Source organism: Streptomyces sp. NPDC030165 (assembly GCF_055573595.1).
The window spans coordinates 31451-48062 of record NZ_JBVIBD010000011.1 but is presented as its reverse complement, the minus strand read 5'-3'; the positions used below and the strand labels follow the sequence as shown (position 1 = coordinate 48062).

Here is a 16612-nt window from a genome sequence, read left to right as displayed (position 1 = left end):
GCGCCCGGACACCGGCACTCGGCCGACCGGTGACGTGTCGCCCCGCCTCCCGGCCCCCGCGATCTGCAAAGGTGGTCGGGGCCCGCACTCATGTGATGGGCCCACGATCGACCTGCCGTGGAGTGTGGAGGTACGGATGCAGCGGACGGCCCTGGATCCGGCCCCCGAGCCGGATCCGCCGGCGGGGCTGCCGGTTCTCCCGGAACTCGCCGCGCACCTCGCCGCCGCCGCGGACCGCACGGAACCCGAGCCGCCCGGTGGCTCCCCGCCGCTGCGCGCCGCCGCCTGCGACTACTGGGCGCGCCGCGGCCTGGTGACCGCGCCGGAGCGGGTGCTCGCCGCGCCGGGCGCGCCCGCCCTGCTCCTCGCGCTGCTCGCCGCGGCCGGCGGCGACGTGCTGCTGCCGCGCCCCTGCGCCCAGTGGTACGCGCCGGCCGCCGGGCTGCTCGGCCGGGCGGTGCACCGCATCCCCGTACCGGCCGAATCGGGCGGCGTACCGGACGCGTTCACCCTGCTGGAGGCCGTACGCCGGGCCCGGCTGACCGGCGAGGGGCCGCGGGTCCTGCTGGTCTCCGTCGCCGACGACCCCAGCGGCACCTGTCCGCCGCCCGAGCTGGTGCACGAGGTGTGCGAGGCGGCAGCGGCGGACGGACTGTGGGTCGTCAGCGACGAGACCGGCCGAGACCTGCTGCACGACCCGCACGACACGGTCGTCCTGAGCCCGGCCGAGATGCTGCCGGACGACGTGGTCGTCCTGGCCGACCTGCGGGCCACCCTGGTGCCGGCCTCCTGGCCCGCCGCGCTGGCCCGGTTCCCCGACACCGGGCGCGGCGCCGCGCTGCGCGCCGCGACCCTGGAGCGGCTGGAGGCGCTGCGTACACCGGTGGCCGGGCCACTCGCGAGCGCCGTCACCCACGCACTCACCGAACCGGAACCCGTACGGGCCCGCACTGCCGCCGCTGCCCGGGTGCACGGCACGCTCGCCAGAGCCCTGCACCGCACCCTCACCGCGGGGGGCGCCGTCTGCCGACCGCCGCACGCGGGCAGCCACCTCTACGCCGACTTCGACCCACTGCGCCCGGCACTGGCAGCCCGGGGCATCACCCGTCCGGACCGTCTGGAGGGCGCCCTCGCGCACTGGGCGGCGCGCGGCGGGCACCGCTTCGGTGACGATCCGCGCGCGCTGCGGGTGCGGCTGAGCACCGAGGTGCTGCTCGGTCCCGACGCCGCCCGCCGCCAACAGGTCCTCGATGCCCCCGACCCTCTGCAACTCCCCCATGTGGCCGAGGCGTTGAGTGCACTGTCAGCCACTCTCGCCGCGCTCGCGGACACGGCTCCCTCGTAGCCGGCCGCTCACACCGCCGTCTGTGCGGGCCCCCTCCGCCCGTACCGCCGCCCTTCCCGGTTTCCGTCCCGGCCTCCGCCCCGCCCCCGTCCTCCTCCGGCCCTCGTCCCCGGCCTCCGCCCGTACCCCGGTGGCCGCCCCGACCGGCAGCACGGCCGGTCATGCCCACCGAATGGAGCCCCTCGATGACCGAACAGACCGGACGTTCCCTCACCGAGCCTCTCCCGCCCGCCGCCGGCCCGCACCCGACCGGCGCCGGGCCCGCTCCGGTCCGTCCTCTGGGCGAGGTCCGCGGCTGGCCCCGCGACTTCACCGACCGGCTCACCGCGCCGCTGCCCGGCGTACGCGCCCTGGCCCGCATCGCCCGCGAAGGCAAGCTGCGGCCGTCCGCCCAGGCCCTCCTCGACATCCCGGACCTGCCCTTCGAACCGGGCCCGATGCCGCAGCCCGGCCCCCGCGACCTAGCCGTCACCTGGGCGGGCCACGCCAGCTGGGTGCTGCGCATCGGCGGGCTGACCGTGCTGACCGACCCCGTGTGGTCCCGCAAGATCCTGGGCACCCCGCCCCGCGTCACCCCGGTCGGCGTCCGCTGGCAGGACCTGCCGCCCGTCGACGCCGTCGTCATCAGCCACAACCACTACGACCACCTCGACGCCCCCACCCTCAAACGGCTGCCGCCCGACACCCCGCTCCTGGTGCCCGCCGGCCTCGCCCGCTGGGCCCGCCGGCGCCGCTTCACCCACGTCACCGACCTGGACTGGTGGGAGGCCGTCGAACTGCCGGGACCCGCGGGCCCGGTCCGCTTCGACTTCGTCCCCGCCCACCACTGGAGCAAGCGCACCCTGACCGACACCTGCCGCTCCCTGTGGGGCGGCTGGGTGCTGACGGCGCCCGACGGGCGGCGGGTGTACTTCGCCGGGGACACCGGGTACGGCCACTGGTTCGAGGAGATCGGCGGACGCTACCCGGACATCGACCTGGCGCTGCTGCCGATCGGCGCGTACGACCCGCGCTGGATGCTGCGCCCGGTGCACACCGACCCCGAGGAAGCGGTCCGCGCCTGCCAGGACCTGGGCGCCCGCGTGATGGCCCCGATGCACTGGTCGACGTTCCTGCTGTCCGCCGAAGCGCCCCTGGAGCCGCTGCACCGCGTACGCGCCGCCTGGGAGGCCGCCGGGCGCCCCCGCGCCGACCTCTGGGACCTCGCCGTGGGCGCGTCGCGCGTGCTGGAGGGCGGGGCGGGGGAGCTGCCGGACGGCGGGGAGGCGCCGGCCTCCGGGTAGGCGGGTGCGGGGTACGGCGTACGGGCAAGGCCCACGGCGTACGGGTAAGGCCTACGGCGTACGGCCGTTCAGTCGGCCCTGCCGTGGCGCAGCCGCCGCCACAGCGCGGGCGCTGCGCCGACCACCAGCGTCAGACCGACCGCCGCGGCCACGCCCTGCCACGGCTCGCTGAACAGGGAACCGCCCAGCAGACCGATGAGCTGGTACGCCACCGCCCAGGCCAGACACGCCGGCAGGTCGCCGCGGGCGAAGCGCCGCAGCGGCATCCGGGACAGCAGGCACGCCAGCATCACCGGCACCCGCCCGGCCGGCACCAGCCGCGACAGGACGAGCACCAGCACCCCGTGCTCGCGCAGTCCGGTCCGCGCCTGCGCCAGCCGTTCCGGAGCCGCGCGGTCGCGCAGCCGCTCCAGCCAGCGCGACCCGTTGCGGGACCGCATGCCGCGCTGCCCGAGCCAGTACAGCCCCAAATCCCCGAGGAAGGCGGCGAGCGCGGCCACTGCGAAGACGACCAGCAGGGCCCACGGCGACCTCTGATGGAAGGCCACCACCGCGGCGGAGCTGACCACCGCGCCCGTCGGCACCACCGGTACCAGTGACCCCAGCACCACCAGCAGGAACAGCGACGGATAGCCCACCACCTGCTGCGTCGACTCGGGCGGCACACCGGCCGCCGGCCCGCCGATCACCGCGCCGCCGCCAGCCGTACGGACTCGCCGTGCGCCAGCCGGTGCACCGTCACCCCGGGCGCCAGCCGCCCCGCCTGCCGCGCGAACTCGTCACCGGGGGAGTGGAACTCGTGCGGGCGCACCGCGTCCAGGCCGATCGGCCAGTACGTGCCGTAGTGCACCGGGACCGCGCTGACCGGCGCCAGCCGGGCCGCCGCCTCGGCCGCCCGCCGCGCGTCCAGATGCCCGTGCCCGAGGAACGGACCCCAGCCGCCCACCGGCAGCAACGCCACGTCGCAGGCGCCGACCTCCTCGGCCATGGTGTCGAAGAGCCCGGTGTCACCCGCGAAGTACGTCGCCGCCGCACCGTGCACCACATAGCCGAGCGCCGGTACCCGGTGCGGCCCGTACGGCAGCCGGCGCCCGTCGTGCGCCGCGTGCACCGCGCGGACGGTCACCTCACCGGACCCGTACCCGTCCGGGTGCGCGGCGCGGACCGTGACCGCCTCACCGGGCCGCAGCTCGGTGACCGGCAGCCCGCGCGCCGACGCCACCCGCCGCAGCCCCGGCACCGCGGCCACGGCACCGCGCGGCACCACCACCCGGGTGCCCGGCGTGAGGCGGGCCAGGGAGGCGGGGTGCAGGTGGTCGGCGTGCAGATGGGAGACGAGCACGGCGTCGGCGCGGGCCGCGGCAGGGGGCGGGAGCGCGCCCCGGCGGCGCCGCAGGTGCGCCAGCCGCCGTGTGAACAGCGGGTCGGTCAGTACCCGTACGCCCGAATCGGCGACCGTAACGGTGGCATGTCCCCACCAGGTGACCTCCACCGCCACGACGACCTCCCGACCGGAAACGACATGCCGCGGGCCGGGCCGCACGGCCCGCTCCCGCCGTACGCCCATGCCCCACCCCACGATCCTGCCTCATACCGCCGCGGCGCCGGTCAGGCCGGGACCATGTGCCGCTGGTGTGCCGGTCAGGCCGGGCCGGGGGCCGCCCGGCGCCGTCGTCCGGCCGCGCTGTCAGTGGGCTGTGACACGCTGTGTGCGTGATGCCCGGCAGGGTGTCCGAGCGTGACGAGCGGCGGGAGCGAGGTGAGGGCGCGATGCGGCGGCCCCGGTGGCGGACGGCGGGCGGTGCCCTGCTGCGGGTGACGGCGGTCTGGGCGGTGTCCTCGCTGACACTGCTCCTGCTCGCCGGACTGCTGCCCGACTTCCGCCTCCAGTCCGCGAGCGGTGACAGCCTCACCCGTACGTTCCTCACCGCCGCGCTCGGCGCCGGAGCGTTCGGCCTGCTCAGCGCCCTGGTCTGGCCCCTGCTGGTGCGGGCACTGCTGCTGGTGCCCGCCCTCGTCCTCGGGCTGCTGGTCTTCTTCCTGAACGGCTCACTGCTGCTGGTCGCCCTCGGGCTGATCCCCGAGGGGCGCGGCCAGGCCGCGCCCGAGACGGCCGTGATCGTCGCCGCCGTGATGTCCGCGACCTCGTCCGCCACCTCCACCTTCCTCGCGGTGCGGGACGACGAGGCATACCGCAGACGCCTGGTGCGGCTGGCCGGCCGCCGGCACGGCCGCCGCCGCGGCGCCCCCGGCGACCCGGGCCCCATAGCGCCCGGCACGGTCTTCCTCCAGCTCGACGGCCTCGGCCACGACGTGCTGCGCGAGGCGACGAGCGGTGAGCGGCCCCTGATGCCGACGCTCGCGGACCGGCTCGGCAGCACCCACCGGCTGACCCCGTGGCATACGGACTGGTCCAGCCAGACCGGCGCCAGCCAGCTCGGCATCCTGCACGGCAGCAACCACGACCTGCCCGCCTTCCGGTGGTACGAGAAGGAGACCGGCCGGCTGATCGTCAGCAACCGGCCCAGCGGCGCGGTCGAACTCCAAAAGCGCGCCGTGGCCCGCACCGGCGACGCCGGGCTCCTCAGCTTCGACGGCGCGAGCCGCGGCAACCTTTTCAGCGGCGGCGCCGACCAGCTCGCCCTGGTGATGTCGGTGGCGGCCCGCCGTGGCCGGCACAACCGCTCCCGGGCCGGCTATTTCGCGTACTTCTCGGACCCGGCCAACGCGACCCGCACGGCCGTCTCCTTCGTCGCCGAGGTCTTCCGCGAGGTGGGCCAGTCCCTGCGGTCCCGGTTCCGCCGGGAGACACCGCGCGTCAAACGCGGCGGCCTCTACCCGTTCATCCGGGCCTTCGCGACCGTCGTCGAACGGGACGTCGTGGTCGCCGCCGTGATCGGCGACCTGCTCGCCGGCCGCACCGCCGTCTACGCCGACCTCGTCGCGTACGACGAGGTGGCGCACCACTCCGGCCCCCGGCACCGCGACACCCACCAGGTGCTGCGCCGCCTGGACCGCGCCGTCGGACTGATCGCCGACGCCGCGCAGTACGCCCCCCGCCGCTACCGCGTCGTGCTCCTCTCCGACCACGGCCAGAGCCCCGGCGCGACCTTCCTGGAGAGCTACGGGCTCGGCCTGGAGGACCTGGTGCGGGCCGGCTGCGGCCTGCCGGTCTCCCGGCGCGCCGGGCGGACCGCCAGCGGGGCCGAGGCGCGGGAGGCGGCCCGCGTCGCGCTGCACCGCCCGGAGGGCGCGGACGGCTGCGGCCCGTCCGACCCGGTCGTGCTGGCCTCGGGCAACCTGGGCCTGGTGTCCTTCCCCGACCTGCCCGGCCGGGTCACCCGCGAGGAGATCGAGCGCCGCCACCCGGCGCTCCTCGCGACCCTCGCCAACCACCCCGGCATCGGTTTCCTGCTCGTCCGCTCCGCCACGGACGGGGCCGTGGTGCTGGGGCCCGGCGGCGCCGAGCACCACCTCGGCACCGGCCGGATCGTGGGCCGCGACCCGCTGGCCGGCTTCGGCGCGGGCGCGGCGGACACCGTACGGCGCACGGACGGCTTCGAGCACACCGCCGACATCATGGTCAATTCCTCCTGCGACCCGGCCACGGGCGCGGTGCACGCCTTCGAGGAGCAGATCGGCTCGCACGGCGGGCTGGGCGGCGAGCAGAGCCGGGCCTTCCTGCTGTGGCCCGCCGAGTTGTCCCCGCCCACCGCCGACGGCGCGGAACCGGCCGGTGCGGAGCAGATCCACGCCGTGCTGCGGCGCTGGCTGCGTGAGGTTGACGGCCCGCAGATACCCCTCGGGGGTCCGGCGGACGAACTACGGCCGGCGGGGCCCACGCCCGAAGTATTTTCACCGGCCGACGGTGCCGTGCGGGACAAAAGCCGCTGATTTTGTGCAACGTCGCAGGTCGAAGACGATGAGCAGCCGCCCGGCACCTCCGGGCCCGCACAGCACGACGAGAGGCCCACCAAAGCCATGCACGACCGGCACACCCGCCGCTTCGGTCTGGGAACCGCAACCTGCCTAGTGATGGGCAACATCATCGGCGGCGGCATCTTCCTGCTGCCGGCCTCGGTGGCACCCTTCGGCACCGTGAGCCTGGTCGCCTTCGGCGTCCTGACGGTCGGCGCCATCGCGCTGGCCCTGGTCTTCGGGCGGCTGGCCGAGCGCCACCCGGACACCGGCGGCCCCTACGTCTACGCCCGTGAGGCGTTCGGCGACTTCGCCGGCTTCCTGTCGGCCTGGTCGTACTGGACCATGACGTGGGTGAGCAACGCGGCCCTCGCGGTCGCCGCCGTCGGCTACGTCCACGTGCTCTTCCCCGGGCACGACTCCAAGGGCATGGACCTGCTGGTGGCGCTGGTCGCGCTCTGGCTCCCGGCGCTCTCCAACTTCGCCGGCACCCGCTACGTCGGCGCGGTCCAGCTGGTCTCCACGGTCCTGAAGTTCGTCCCGCTGCTGTTCATCGCGGTCGTCGGGCTCTTCTTCTTCGACCCGGACAAGCTGGGCTCCTTCAACGGGGGCGGCGGCAGCGCGATCGGCGGCATGTCGGCCGCGGCGGCCATCCTGCTCTACAGCTACGTGGGCGTGGAGTCCGCGGCGATGAGCGCCGGCGAGGTGCGCGACCCCGAGCGCAACGTGGGCCGCGCCACCGTCCTCGGCACGATCGGCGCCGCCGTCGTCTACCTCCTCGGCACGGTCTCGGTCTTCGGCACGGTCGCGCACGACAAGCTGGTGGACTCCAAGGCGCCGTTCTCCGACGCGGTCAACGCCATGTTCGGCGGGCAGTGGGGCGGCACGGTCATCGCGATCGCGGCGGTCGTCTCCATCGTCGGCGCGCTGAACGGCTGGACGCTGATGAGCGCCCAGTCGCCGTACGCCGCCGCCAAGGACGGGCTGTTCCCGGCCGCCTTCCTGAAGAAGCAGCGCGGGGTGCCGACCTTCGGAGTGCTGGCCGCCTCGGTGCTGGCCACCGCCCTGACCGTGATCAACTACCTGATCGGCGCGGGCGGCGTCTTCGAGATCCTCGTCCTGATCACGACGTTCTCGGCGACCGTGCCCTACCTGCTCGCCGCGGGCGCCCAGATCTACTTCCTGCTGACCGGCGAGCGCGACAAGGTCCGCCCGGCCCGCTTCGCCCGGGACCTGACGCTCGCGCTGGTCGCCTTCGGCTTCACCTTCTGGCTGGTGGCCGGCGCCGGGTACGCGGCGATCTACCAGGGCGTGCTGTTCCTGTTCGCCGGCATCCTCGTCTACGCCTGGATGGCGGCCCGCCGCACGGGCCGCCGCCGGCGCGCGGAGGAAGCGGCGGCAGGCCGGACCGCCGACGACGCGGCCGCGGCGGACACCGCCGGAGGCAACGGGGCCGGAACCGCCGCGGGTACCGCCGACGGCCGCGAGGCCGGCGGTCGGCCCGCGGCCGGAGAGCCGGGACAGCTCAGGCGGTGACGCCGCCGTCCACCACCAGTTCGGCGCCCACGGTGAACGCCGCCGCGTCGGACGCCAGGTGGAGCACCGCCGCCGCGATCTCGGCGGTGGCGGCGGAGCGGCCCGCGGGCACCTCACGCCGCATCCGCTCCGCCTTCTGATCCGCGGTCTCGCCCGGCAGCGTCGACATGGGAGTGTCGACCTTGCCGGGCGAGACCGCGTTGATGCGTATGCCGTCCTTGATGTGATCGAGCGCGGCGTTGCGGGTCAGGGCGCTCACGGCGGCCTTGGCCGCGACGTACGCGCTGACCCCGGGGCGGCGCAGGGACGCGCCCAGGTTGGACGCGATGTTGACGATCGCGCCGCCGCCGTGCGCCCGCATGTGGCCGATCTCGTGCTTCATCGACAGGAACGTGCCGGTGAGGTTGGTGTCCAGGGCGCGCCGCCAGTCCTCCTCGGGGATGTCGGCCGTCGGCGCCGGGGGCACGAACACCCCGACGTTGTTGACGGCCACGTCCAGGCCGCCGAAGCGGCGCACGGTCTCGGCGACCAGCGCGGCCACGTCCTCGCCCCGGGTCACGTCGGCGGTGACGGCCGCCGCCCGGCCTCCCGCGGCCTCCACGAGCGCGACCGTCTCCTTCAGCGGCCCTTCCGTACGCCCGGCGACGACGACGTTCGCGCCCTCGCCCGCGAACGCGAGGGCGAGGGCCCGGCCGATGCCGGTGCCGCCGCCGGTGACGAGCACGGTCTTTCCGGTGAAACGTGCGGTGGTGGTCATGGTGGTGAGCCTTTCTCCGGTGGTGGGGCGGGTGAAGCCGCCATCAAGAACGATCGGTCTCGAATGAAGGCATGAAGGCGTCAAGGGGTGAAGCCGTGAAGACGTCGAGCCATGAAGGCTTGAGCCATGAATATGAAGGCGTGAGGCGGTGGAACCGGAAACCGCTCCGGTCCTGCCCCGGCCTCAGTCCAGCAGCGCCAGCGCCTGTTCCGCCGCGTCGCGGAGCCGGCCCGGCTCCTGGCCGGACTTGCCCATCAGGCGCAGCCCCTGCATCAGGACGAGCAGCATCCGGGCCAGCGCCCGCGGGTCCCGGTCGGCGGGCAGTTCGTCCTGGGCCTGTGCCCGGGTCAGCGCCGAGGTCAGCGCGGTCTCCAGTACGGTCCAGCTGGCCTCGACCTGCCGGGCGGCGTGCCGGTCGTGGGCCGCCAGCTCCGCGGCCGTGTTCGTCACGAAGCAGCCGCGTCCCAGGTCGTCGCGGGCGGCCTCCTCCGCGAACCGGGTGACCAGTGCCCGTACGGCGGGCAGCGCCGGCCCCGGTTGCGACAGCTCCGTGATGAGCCCCGGGTCCGAGAGCCGGCTGTAGCGCTCCAGGGTCTTGAGGTAGAGGTCGTGCTTGCTGCCGAAGGTCGCGTAGAGGCTGGCGCGGGCGATGCCGAGGTGGTCGACGAGGTCGGCCATCGACGTCGCCTCGTAACCGCGCTGCCAGAACAGTTCGAGGGCTGCCTGGAGTGCGGCGTCCGGATCGAATGCCTTGGTCCGTGCCATGGGAGTGACTCTAGGCTTTCGAGACCGATCGGTCAATAATGGTGAGTGGAGTCATGGCGAGGGAAGTCACGGCGAGGGGTCCTGACACGCCGTCAGCGGTCCAGTGCCTCCGTCACGTACTGGTCCAGCTCCTCGCGCAGCAGTGTGCACTCGTGTACCGGGTCCTCGGTCGGGCACGTCAGCAGGTGGGCCAGGCGGTGCCGCGCGGCCTGAAGATCGGCCACGCGTTCCTCGACGAGCTGGATGGCACCGGTCAGCACGGCGCGTCCCGGTGGCCGCCGGCGGCCGTCCGGTCCACGTTCGCCGAGCGCGGCGGCGGTGTCCGCGAGGCTCGGCATGCCGCCCTGGTGCAGGTGCTGGATGAGCGCGAGGCGGCGCAGTTCCCGGCGGCCGTAGTTCGTTCCGGTGCTGGTGGCCGGCGGCGGACCGGTCGGTCTGGCCACGGCGATGTTTCTGGCCCGGCGGGGCGTGCCCGCCCTCGTGGTGGACAAGCGGGACCCGTTCGCCGGCCCGCCGCGGGCGATGAGCAGCATCCGCACGCTCGAACTGCTGCGGGCGGCGGGCCTCCAGGACACCGTCGAGCGGACGGGCCGGTACGGCCCCGAGCCGTTCCGGGCCGTGTTCAAGGACAGTGCGCTGGGCGTCGAACGGCAGCATGTGGCGCCTCCCGAGCCGTACGCGCGGTGGCTGCGGACCTGTAGCCCGGTGGACAGCCGGCTGGTCCTCAACCACCTTCACGCGCAGCGGCTGGCGTATGACGAGCTGCTGCGGTACTGCGGTGCTGCGGTGCTGCGGTGCTGCGGTGCTGCGGTGACGCGCGGTTCGGCGTCGGCGTGACCGGACTCGAACAGGGCGCGGACGGCGTACGGGTGCGGCTCGCCGACGCCGAGACCGGCGAGGAGTACGACGTCACCGCGCAGTACGTGATCGGCGCCGACGGCGCGCACAGCACCGTACGGCGACTGCTGGGCACCACCGTGCCCGACCGTGAGGTGGTCGCCCGGCTGCACACCGCCTTCCACCGTGCCGACCTGCCGACCGGGACGGCCGGCCTGCGCGAAACCCTGTGCTTCGTACGGAACCCGGACGTCCACGCGACGGTGTTCTCCGTGAACGGCCGTGACCAGTGGGTCTCCCACCTCATGGACTACCCGGGCCGGCCGGACGACACGGACGGCATCGCACCGCTCCCGGCGGACCGCGCCCTGGCCCTGCTGCGGTCCGCCGTCGGCGACCCGGACCTGTCCGTCGACCTGGTGACGGTGAACGCCTGGGAGGCGGCCGTGGGGGTGGCCTCGGCCTTCCGGCGCGGCCGGGTCTTCCTCGCCGGTGACTCCGCGCACGTACAAAGTCCGGCCGGCGGGCTCGGCAAGAACACCGGCGTCCAGGACGGTCACAACCTCGCCTGGAAACTCGCCGCCGTCCTGCGCGGCCAGGCCGCCGAGCGGCTGCGGCCGGGTCTCCACCCGCGACCTCGCCGGTGCCGACCGGGCCCTGCTCGCCGGGCCGCGGGGCGTGCCCTGGCTGCCCGCCGCCACTGAGGCGGCCGCCGCCTTCGGCATCACCCTCGCAGCGCACCGCGTCCCCGACGGCGCTCTCCCCGGATTCGCGCCCGACGGAGCCGTACTCGTCCGCCCCGACCACTTCGTGGCCTGGCGCGCGGACCGTCTCGCCGCCGACCCGGGCGCCGCCGTCAAGCGGACGCCGGCCGCACTGCTCGGCCAGGGAGGCGCGCCGGCCCGCCACGCCACCTGACGGACGCCCGGTCCCGGCACCGCACCGCCGGAACCGGCACCGCATCACCGCACCGGCAACGCACCACCGGACCCGGCCCATTACCTGCCGCGTAAATGGCAGGAGGGTAGAGGTGAGGTAGGGCAGGTTGGCACTGTCTGCCATCCAGCGTCGGCAGGCTGTACCTGTCTCCGGATGTCCATGGAAGTCCAGCCTGGACTGTCGCTGATGGCTCCCGCTTTGGCTCCCCGGCAGCGCATGGCAACTGAGAGATCACGTCTCAAGGATTCTCCGATAGGCGCAGGAGGTATGTTGGCGAGTGCGTACGCAACAGTTAAAGGGGAGGGCGCCCGCCGGATGGGTCCGAAGACAGCGAAGGTCTACGAGACGATTCATGAGTGGCTCGCGACCGGCGAGCTTGCCCCTGGTGACAAGCTGCCGTCCGAGCGTGCGCTTGTGGAGCAGCTCGGCATTGGCCGTACCGCGCTTCGGCAGGTGCTGGCGCGGTTGGTGTCTGAAGGGGCACTGGAAGTGCGCGGCCGGAGTTCGTACCGCATCCCCGGTGGTGTGAGCGTGAAGACGCCGGAAGGGCTGGAACCCTGGCGCATTCACGGTGAACGGACCGTCTATGACAACCGCTGGGTGAAACTTGATCTCTGGGACGTTGAGCCGCCCGGCGTGAAGCGCTTCGAGCACCATGTCGTGAGGCTGCACCACGTGGCCATCGTCGCTGTGCTGGATGACCAAGACCGCGTGCTCATGATGTGGCGGTACCGCTTCGTTCCCAAGCGATTCGGGTGGGAACTCCCTGGTGGGATCGTGGACGAGGGGGAGAGCCCAGCCGATACGGCGATCCGGGAAGTCGAAGAGGAAACCGGCTGGCGTCCGAAGTCTGTGGAGCACGTCGTCACCTACCAACCCATGGTGGGCATGGTCGACTCACCGCACGACATCTTCGTTGCCCATGGGGCCGAGCATGTCGGCTCGCCCACGGACCTCGAAGAGGCCGGCCACATCGAATGGGTTCCGTTGGCGGACATCCCGGCGTTGATGGCTCGCGGTGACCTCATGGGCTCCGGCACGCTCGTGGCCCTGCTCCACATCCTGGCGAGCCGCCGGAAGCAAAGTTCTACAGCCTCGAACTGAGGAGATCGACGCGACGGCGCTGCCGCACGGAGCCTGTGCGGCTCGCCAGCAGACGCGCCTGCCGAAGGTGCGTCTGTGCGTCGTCGTACTCGGCACGGGCCAGGTGCGCTTGTACTAGATCGCAGTGCAACCCTGCTTTCGCGCGGACGAACGTCGGGTCCGCGGTGCCGAGAGCTTCGTACAGGCTGCCTACCGCCTCGTCGTCGCCCAGCATGGCCAGGACGTTCCCGCGCCACCGCGTGAGGTGGGCACCGTTTAGGAAGATGCTCAGCATGTCCGGATCGCGGTCGTCCTCCCCGGCCGGGATCGTCGAGTCTGCCGCGTCAAGCGCGCGGTGGGCATCGTCGGGCATGTCAGCACGTGCGCAGAGCTCGGCTTCGGCGGCATGTAGCCACGCCCGGATTCTTGGTGAACCGTCTTGTCCGAGGGCGTTCTGTGCGTCGCGAACGAGGGAGACGCCGAGTGCTGACCGCCCGGCCTCGCTCAGCACGTACGCCTGCTCTGCCATCGCGTGGGCGAGGTACATCGGGGCATCGGCGTCACGTGCGGCCCTTTTGGCGAGCTCGTAGTGTCTCCAAGCGCGTTCGACGGCTCCTGAGTCGAGCGCCTGCCATGCTGCGAGTGTGGACGCGCCGGCCAGAGCGAGGGCCACGGGCTGGCGAGTGCTCGGCAACACCGCGAAGTTCAGAGCCTCTTCGAGGGAGCGCAGGTGTTCCGCCATCTGGTCGACAAGGCGGCTGGCCCCCTTCTCCCGATCCATCGTTCGGAATAGTTCCGTCTGGTCGTAAAACGCCTTGACCATGGTTGGGCTGACGCTGGTCGCAGAGTCGATGCGGAGCAAGAGTTCGTCATACCCGTCAGCTACGGCTGGCGCTGCGGGGGCGGGGGCGTCTCTCAGCTCCGCGTCCGTCGTCCCGAGAAGTGGCCGGAGGATGGCCGCGTAGCGGTCGGAGATGGCGCGCTTGCCGTTCTCCCACTCGGATACATAGACGCGCAGACTCGCCTTCGACGCGACATCAAGGACGTGCTCTCGGGCGTACAGCTCGATCTCGCGGATTAGGCGTTCCTGAGACCAACCTCGGGCAGATCGCGCGCTTCGAAGTCCTGTGCTCACTGCTCACCGTCCGGCGTGGGCGAGTAACTGACCTTCACAGGATGCCGCATATCCCCGCAGGTCAACAGGGGTTAACAGTGCCGGAGTTAAGGCCTGTTGGCTACCGGACCACCCCTCTGAGCCGGTCTTCTAGAGGTGCGCCACCAAGGGCGGCCGCCGATCGATCCCGCGAGCGCCCTTGACTCTGGTGCGCACCAGATGCCAACCTTCTGGTGCGCACCAGAAGGTGGGGGCTCGCTCCCGCCGGTGGTGCACGACCAGGAGCCCCGCGGTGGCCGGGGGGAGGCGCCCGGGGCCTTGTCATCCGGAGGGCTTAGACCGAAAGGTCACGTCTCCGTACGCCTACAACGGAGGACTGCGGCGCTACCTGATACGGGTGCTGCGCTCCCAAGGGGACCCTCGCAACTGCCCTTCCGACCTGGGAGGTTCCGATGCGTCGAACGTTTTGGGCGCCGTCCGTGCTGGACCGGCACGGCGCTGGCTATGCCCACCGCGTCGCCCCCGCGCATCCCAATCATCCGCGCGGTTGAGCACCAGTGCTCACGGTCTCCGCCGTCCGGCCGCCATCAGGCGGTGCCGGACGGCGGGGTGCCGTGACTGCTCGTGTCACCTCACCTGGCCTGCACTTGTCGACTCCTCAGGGAGATCCCGTCATGTCGAAGTGCTCCACGAACTGCACCTTTTGCCGCATCGTCGCCGGTGAGTCGCCGGCCACGGTGGTGGCCCGCTGGTCGGACGCCATCGCCATCGAGCCTCTGAATCCGGTGACCGAGGGGCACGTCCTCGTCATCCCGCGAGAGCACGTAGACGGACCGGCCGAGGACCCGATGGTGACCGGCGCCGTCTTCCAGCGGGCCGCCGAGTACGCCGCCGCCACCGGCCGCCCCTTCAACCTCCTGATCTCCGAAGGCGCCGAGGCAACCCAGACGGTGCGGCACGCACACGCCCATGTCGTACCCCGCGCTGCCGGCGACGGCCTGCCGCTGCCGTGGACGCCTCAGCAGGCCGCCGCCCGGCCTTCCGGCCATCTCCACGCCATCACCTCCGAAGAGGAGTGACCATGTCCCCTCAGCTCTCTCTGCCGCGTGAGCTGCCCGCGGGCAGCACCCGTTCCCTTCCTGTCCTGGACGCCGCGGTGGAAGTCCTGCGCGCCGCGGGTGAGGACGTGCACGTCGTGTACTCCGCACGCGGCGACACCTTCAAGATCGTGCCCCGGGAGGTGTCGTGAACGACCGCGCCTCGCTGCCCGCCGTTGAGATCACCTCATTCGGCTACCTGCACGCAGAACCGCCGTCGGCACACTTGACGCTGGATCTGCGCCATCACTTCCGTGACCCGCACGTCTCGCCGGAGCTGCGCTACATGACCGCCCACGACGAGCCGGTTCGGCGCGCTGTGGCCGCCACGGCGGGTATTGGCGCCCTGGTGGAGTCGGCGACCTGTCTGGTCGGCGCGTTCGCTTCCGGGCCCAGCGCCGGGACGGTGCTGGTCGCCACCGGCTGCGCAGGGGGCCGGCACCGGGCTCCTGCTGTAGCCATGGCGCTGGCTGACCGGCTGGGCAGGGATGGCTACAGCGTTATCGTCCGCCACCGCGACATCGACGCTCCGGTCGTGCGCCGCTGACCCTCCGCCCGCCGTGCCCCGCACCGCTGATTGGTGCGGAGCGCGGCGGCCGGACGGTCCGGCCAGTACCAGCCGAAAGGACCGGCACATGAGCGCAGCACGGCACTTCTTCAAGGCCGGCACCTGCTCCGACGACGCCCTCCGGGAGGACATCAAGTCCGACGTGGCTGCCGCGCACGAGGCACGGCGCGCGGCGGAGAGCGCCGGTCAGCACCGGATGGCCGGCGAGATGGCGAAGGCCACCGACGCGTACCTGGACGAGCTGAACGACGTGGACGCCGGTTCCTGGCGTCCGAAGCACGCTTGACCTCCCACTTCCGCCCCGCACGGTCCGGCCGTGCGGGTGCGGTGGCCGGACGGTCCGGCTGCGACGACCCGCAGGAGTCTTCATGGGCAAGCACGTGCGTAACGAGATCACTGGTGCCGAGGTGCACGGTCTGATCGTCCAGGCCGGGGAGATCGGCTCCTTCGCCGACGGCGGCAGTGGCGCGGTGCATACCGGTGACGGTGCCACGTACGAGAACACCAGCACCGGCACCGTCTACGACAACGCCTCCGTCCGCGATGAAGGCATGGACGGCGTGCACTTCACCGGCGGCAGTCACGGGATCACCTTCAACGCCTGAGCTGCTGCGGCCCGATCCGCCGGTCGTGTACCGGCGGTGAGGGGAGCCGGGACCGGCCCGGCTCCGGAGGGAGCCGTCATGACCCAGGCCATCCACTACACCGCCGACGTGGTGGCCGTGATCGCGTTCTGCTGATCGAGCGCGGCTGGGAGCCGTTCGAGGGGCAGTGGGCCTTGCCCGGGGGCCATGTCGATTCGCTGGATCGGACGGGTCGGCGCCGTGGGTGAGGCCGTGGCGATCAGTTGAGGAAGCCGTAGTTACGCGCCACTTGCTCCATCCATCCCATTGAGCCGCTACTCCTCAGGCCCGTGAGCTCTTCGAAGACACGTGATCGCAGGAGGCGAACAGCAAGCCGCTCGTCTCTGGTGAGAACCGCCCGACGAACCTCGTCGTGCGCGCATCGCAACTCCTGCGCAATCTCTCCATAGAACTCGTGGAGCCCGTGTCTCATTAGACCCGCCAGTTTGGCTTCGGCAGCCCCACGAAGCTCCCTTGCCTGTTCATCGAAGGCCTGTAGGTCAGGGGGCTGAACCCCGTGCTGCTGAGAGCGGATAAGGGCTTCAGCCGTCTCTCGGAGATAGTCGAGCCATGCCCTCGTGGTGGAGAGAACTTCACCGATGTTCAGATGCGCGTCCCGCTGTAACTCCTGCATGGCCTTTGAGTGCTCAGCGGCCAGTTGGCGCCTTTGGACACGCTGAGGAGTCACGTAAGCAACAGTCGCGGCGGCAGCCGCACCGACAAGCCCGCCAAGTACAGCAGCCCACG

The 16612-nt window shown here is 72.5% G+C and carries 19 protein-coding genes and 2 pseudogenes; 14 read left to right on the top strand and 7 right to left on the bottom strand.

The window, feature by feature from the left end:
- Positions 1 to 136 precede the first annotated feature (136 nt).
- Both ACZ4Z1_RS21585 and ACZ4Z1_RS21580 read left to right on the top strand, forming a co-directional pair.
- Positions 137 to 1345 carry an aminotransferase class I/II-fold pyridoxal phosphate-dependent enzyme gene (locus tag ACZ4Z1_RS21585; protein ID WP_468488217.1) on the top strand — a complete coding sequence of 403 codons (1209 nt, stop codon included), beginning with the start codon at positions 137 to 139 and terminating at the stop codon, positions 1343 to 1345.
- Between the two features lie 185 nt (positions 1346 to 1530).
- Positions 1531 to 2628, top strand: a complete 1098-nt coding sequence (locus ACZ4Z1_RS21580; protein ID WP_468488216.1) for an MBL fold metallo-hydrolase — start codon at positions 1531 to 1533, stop codon at positions 2626 to 2628.
- Between the two features lie 68 nt (positions 2629 to 2696).
- Here ACZ4Z1_RS21580 and ACZ4Z1_RS21575 read toward each other — a convergent pair whose 3' ends face one another.
- Together ACZ4Z1_RS21575 and ACZ4Z1_RS21570 are read right to left on the bottom strand one after the other, a co-directional pair.
- On the bottom strand, positions 2697 to 3317 hold the full coding sequence (locus ACZ4Z1_RS21575) for a DedA family protein (RefSeq protein ID WP_468488215.1): 621 nt from the start codon (positions 3315 to 3317) through the stop codon (positions 2697 to 2699).
- On the bottom strand, positions 3314 to 4126 hold the full coding sequence (locus ACZ4Z1_RS21570) for an MBL fold metallo-hydrolase (RefSeq protein ID WP_468488214.1): 813 nt from the start codon (positions 4124 to 4126) through the stop codon (positions 3314 to 3316). The genes ACZ4Z1_RS21575 and ACZ4Z1_RS21570 overlap by 4 nt, the downstream gene beginning before the upstream one ends.
- A gap of 272 nt (positions 4127 to 4398) precedes the next feature.
- On the opposite strand from ACZ4Z1_RS21570, the gene ACZ4Z1_RS21565 reads away from it, so the two are divergent.
- Both ACZ4Z1_RS21565 and ACZ4Z1_RS21560 read left to right on the top strand, forming a co-directional pair.
- Positions 4399 to 6522 (top strand): alkaline phosphatase family protein, encoded by a 2124-nt coding sequence (locus tag ACZ4Z1_RS21565; RefSeq protein ID WP_468488438.1) that lies wholly within the window; start codon positions 4399 to 4401, stop codon positions 6520 to 6522.
- 87 nt (positions 6523 to 6609) lie between these two features.
- Complete coding sequence (locus tag ACZ4Z1_RS21560; RefSeq protein WP_468488213.1) at positions 6610 to 8082, top strand: amino acid permease; 1473 nt, start codon at positions 6610 to 6612, stop codon at positions 8080 to 8082.
- On the opposite strand, the gene ACZ4Z1_RS21555 is transcribed toward ACZ4Z1_RS21560, so the two are convergent.
- The 3 genes from ACZ4Z1_RS21555 to ACZ4Z1_RS21545 all read right to left on the bottom strand — a co-directional run bounded on the left by ACZ4Z1_RS21555 (position 8072) and on the right by ACZ4Z1_RS21545 (position 10047).
- Positions 8072 to 8839 carry an SDR family NAD(P)-dependent oxidoreductase gene (locus ACZ4Z1_RS21555; protein WP_468488212.1) on the bottom strand — a complete coding sequence of 256 codons (768 nt, stop codon included), beginning with the start codon at positions 8837 to 8839 and terminating at the stop codon, positions 8072 to 8074. The two genes, ACZ4Z1_RS21560 and ACZ4Z1_RS21555, sit on opposite strands and share 11 nt — an antisense overlap.
- A 183-nt stretch (positions 8840 to 9022) precedes the next feature.
- A complete protein-coding gene (locus ACZ4Z1_RS21550; RefSeq protein ID WP_468488211.1) occupies positions 9023 to 9604 on the bottom strand; it encodes a TetR/AcrR family transcriptional regulator in 582 nt (193 codons plus the stop codon).
- Between the two features lie 92 nt (positions 9605 to 9696).
- Complete coding sequence (locus ACZ4Z1_RS21545) at positions 9697 to 10047, bottom strand: MerR family DNA-binding protein (RefSeq protein ID WP_468488210.1); 351 nt, start codon at positions 10045 to 10047, stop codon at positions 9697 to 9699.
- Positions 10048 to 10051: 4 nt separating this feature from the next.
- Here ACZ4Z1_RS21545 and ACZ4Z1_RS21540 point away from each other — a divergent pair, with 4 nt between their 5' ends.
- From ACZ4Z1_RS21540 to ACZ4Z1_RS21525, 4 genes and pseudogenes are all read left to right on the top strand, one after another.
- A complete protein-coding gene (locus tag ACZ4Z1_RS21540) occupies positions 10052 to 10441 on the top strand; it encodes an FAD-dependent monooxygenase (RefSeq protein WP_468488209.1) in 390 nt (129 codons plus the stop codon).
- Positions 10399 to 10995, top strand: a pseudogene (locus ACZ4Z1_RS21535) (FAD-dependent monooxygenase); the annotation flags it as partial. The gene ACZ4Z1_RS21540 and the pseudogene ACZ4Z1_RS21535, both read left to right, overlap by 43 nt.
- Entirely contained in the window at positions 10934 to 11359 is a 426-nt protein-coding gene (locus ACZ4Z1_RS21530) for an aromatic-ring hydroxylase C-terminal domain-containing protein (protein ID WP_468488208.1), read from the top strand. The pseudogene ACZ4Z1_RS21535 and the gene ACZ4Z1_RS21530, both read left to right, overlap by 62 nt.
- Positions 11360 to 11695: 336 nt before the next feature.
- Positions 11696 to 12484: an NUDIX domain-containing protein gene (locus tag ACZ4Z1_RS21525; protein ID WP_468488207.1), complete on the top strand. Its 789-nt coding sequence runs from the start codon at positions 11696 to 11698 to the stop codon at positions 12482 to 12484.
- On the opposite strand, the gene ACZ4Z1_RS21520 is transcribed toward ACZ4Z1_RS21525, so the two are convergent.
- Positions 12468 to 13598 carry a helix-turn-helix domain-containing protein gene (locus ACZ4Z1_RS21520; RefSeq protein ID WP_468488206.1) on the bottom strand — a complete coding sequence of 377 codons (1131 nt, stop codon included), beginning with the start codon at positions 13596 to 13598 and terminating at the stop codon, positions 12468 to 12470. The two genes, ACZ4Z1_RS21525 and ACZ4Z1_RS21520, sit on opposite strands and share 17 nt — an antisense overlap.
- A 653-nt stretch (positions 13599 to 14251) precedes the next feature.
- Here ACZ4Z1_RS21520 and ACZ4Z1_RS21515 point away from each other — a divergent pair.
- The 6 genes and pseudogenes from ACZ4Z1_RS21515 to ACZ4Z1_RS21490 all read left to right on the top strand — a co-directional run.
- Positions 14252 to 14656, top strand: coding sequence for an HIT family protein (locus ACZ4Z1_RS21515; protein ID WP_468488205.1), 405 nt, complete (start codon positions 14252 to 14254; stop codon positions 14654 to 14656).
- Between the two features lie 2 nt (positions 14657 to 14658).
- The gene (locus tag ACZ4Z1_RS21510) at positions 14659 to 14826 is read left to right on the top strand and encodes a hypothetical protein (RefSeq protein WP_468488204.1); all 168 of its coding nucleotides are present in this window, start codon (positions 14659 to 14661) and stop codon (positions 14824 to 14826) included.
- Positions 14823 to 15221 carry a RapZ C-terminal domain-containing protein gene (locus ACZ4Z1_RS21505; RefSeq protein WP_468488203.1) on the top strand — a complete coding sequence of 133 codons (399 nt, stop codon included), beginning with the start codon at positions 14823 to 14825 and terminating at the stop codon, positions 15219 to 15221. Before ACZ4Z1_RS21510 ends, ACZ4Z1_RS21505 begins: the two co-directional genes overlap by 4 nt.
- 88 nt (positions 15222 to 15309) lie before the next feature.
- A complete protein-coding gene (locus ACZ4Z1_RS21500) occupies positions 15310 to 15528 on the top strand; it encodes a hypothetical protein (RefSeq protein ID WP_468488202.1) in 219 nt (72 codons plus the stop codon).
- Between the two features lie 82 nt (positions 15529 to 15610).
- The gene (locus ACZ4Z1_RS21495) at positions 15611 to 15847 is read left to right on the top strand and encodes a hypothetical protein (RefSeq protein WP_468488201.1); all 237 of its coding nucleotides are present in this window, start codon (positions 15611 to 15613) and stop codon (positions 15845 to 15847) included.
- A 78-nt stretch (positions 15848 to 15925) separates the two neighbouring features.
- A pseudogene (locus ACZ4Z1_RS21490) lies at positions 15926 to 16041 on the top strand (NUDIX hydrolase); the annotation flags it as partial.
- A gap of 44 nt (positions 16042 to 16085) precedes the next feature.
- Here the strand turns inward: ACZ4Z1_RS21490 and ACZ4Z1_RS21485 are convergent.
- Positions 16086 to 16499, bottom strand: coding sequence for a hypothetical protein (locus ACZ4Z1_RS21485; protein ID WP_468488200.1), 414 nt, complete (start codon positions 16497 to 16499; stop codon positions 16086 to 16088).
- Positions 16500 to 16612 lie beyond the last annotated feature (113 nt).